3 protein-coding genes are annotated in these 1,549 nt (G+C 71.5%); all 3 read left to right on the top strand.

Translation table 11 applies throughout. The features are described from left to right. Positions 1 to 432 (top strand): sensor histidine kinase (locus R6V09_RS52800; RefSeq protein ID WP_317888505.1); only part of this gene is annotated, 432 nt, incomplete at its 5' end. Then, positions 429 to 1,103, top strand: a complete 675-nt coding sequence (locus R6V09_RS52795) for a response regulator transcription factor (RefSeq protein ID WP_317888504.1) — start codon at positions 429 to 431, stop codon at positions 1,101 to 1,103. The genes R6V09_RS52800 and R6V09_RS52795, both read left to right, overlap by 4 nt. A gap of 260 nt (positions 1,104 to 1,363) precedes the next feature. Then, positions 1,364 to 1,549 (top strand): hypothetical protein (locus tag R6V09_RS52790; RefSeq protein WP_317888503.1); only part of this gene is annotated, 186 nt, incomplete at its 3' end.

Genomic DNA, 1,549 nt, shown 5'->3' with positions numbered 1-1,549 from the left:
CTGCGGGCGGCCGACAGCGAGGTCCCCGTCGTGGCCGCCGGCCTCGGCGACATCGACCGGCTCGCCGCGACGACCACGGCGGCGGGGGTGCGGGTCGAGGTGCGGCGCCGCGGTGAACCGCGTCAACTCCCGCCCGACATCGACCTGTCGGCGTTCCGTATCGTCCAGGAGTCCGTCACCAACGTCGTACGGCACGCGGGCACCCGCGCCTGTCGGGTCACCGTCGACTACCGGGACGACGAACTCGCCCTGGAGGTCACGGACGACGGACGCGGACATGAGACAGGTACCGGCACCGGCTTCGGGCTGGCCGGTATGCGGGAGCGAGTGGCGCTGCTGCACGGGGAGTTCACGGCGGCACCGCGTCCCGAGGGCGGCTTCCGGGTCGCGGTCCGCCTTCCGGCACCGGCGACGGTGGCGGTGGCGCGATGAGCGGGCCCGTCCGCGTGCTCCTCGCCGACGACCAGCAGCTCATCCGTACGGCACTGCGGATGGTGATGGCCGACATCGACGACATGGAGGTCGTCGGGGAGGCGAGCACCGGGGCCGAGGCGGTGCGGCTGACGGCCGAACTCGCCCCGGACGTGGTGGTGATGGACATCCGTATGCCCGGGATGGACGGCATCGAGGCCACCCGCGGGATCACCACCGATCCGTCGGAGAGTTCGGCGGCGGCCCGGGTCCTGGTCCTCACCACCTTCGACGACGACGATCACGTCTACGGCGCGCTGCGCGCGGGCGCGTCCGGGTTCCTGGTCAAGGACATGGCCCTGGACGACATCATCGGCGCGGTACGGGTGGTGGCCGCCGGGGACGCCCTGATCGCCCCCAGCGTGACCCGGCGCCTGATCCGGCACTTCGCCTCGTCCCGGCCCGAACAGGCCCGTGCCCGCCGGGAGTTGAGGGGCATCACGGACCGGGAACGCGAGGTGCTGACCCTGGTCGGCTCGGGGCTGTCGAACACGGAGATCGCGGCCGAGCTCTGCATCAGCGTCGCCACGGTGAAGACCTACCTGACCCGGCTCTTCACCAAGCTGGACGCGAGGGACCGGGTCCAGCTGGTGATCCTCGCCTATGAGGCGGGACTTGTGTCCGTGGGCTAGGCGACGGCCTCCCGCTCGAACAGTTGGCCATGGCCAACGCCCTCTGCCCGCAACGCACTTGTGGCCGCTCCCGATACCACTCGTGGTCGACAGACTCCTGCCGAGTGTAGGCGGAGCGGGGCACCCCGGAGAGGAGAAGCGTGAAACCCGAAAGGGGAGGGGAGCCAGGTGTGGGCACACTGCTCGGAGGCGGAGGACACCTTGAGGGAATCGTGGTCGGTGCCGTTGGTCGCCGGAGTTGTTCGGGTGCGAGGAGTGCGATGAAGCCGACTGTCGGATCGGTCGCCGTGGACACCCGGACCGGGAGAGTGGGCATCGTCATGGGACACGAGGGGCCCTACGTCCAGCTGCGCCCGTACGGCGGCGGACGGGAGTGGGACGCCGATCCGGCCGCCGTGCGCGACGCGACCCCGGCCGAGCGGCTGAGCGCGGCGACCGCGTACGCG

Origin of the sequence: Streptomyces sp. W16 (assembly GCF_033194735.1) — a bacterium.
Taxonomy (GTDB): domain Bacteria; phylum Actinomycetota; class Actinomycetes; order Streptomycetales; family Streptomycetaceae; genus Streptomyces.
Note: the sequence above shows the minus strand (reverse complement) of the source record. Positions and strands in the feature narration are given on the sequence as shown.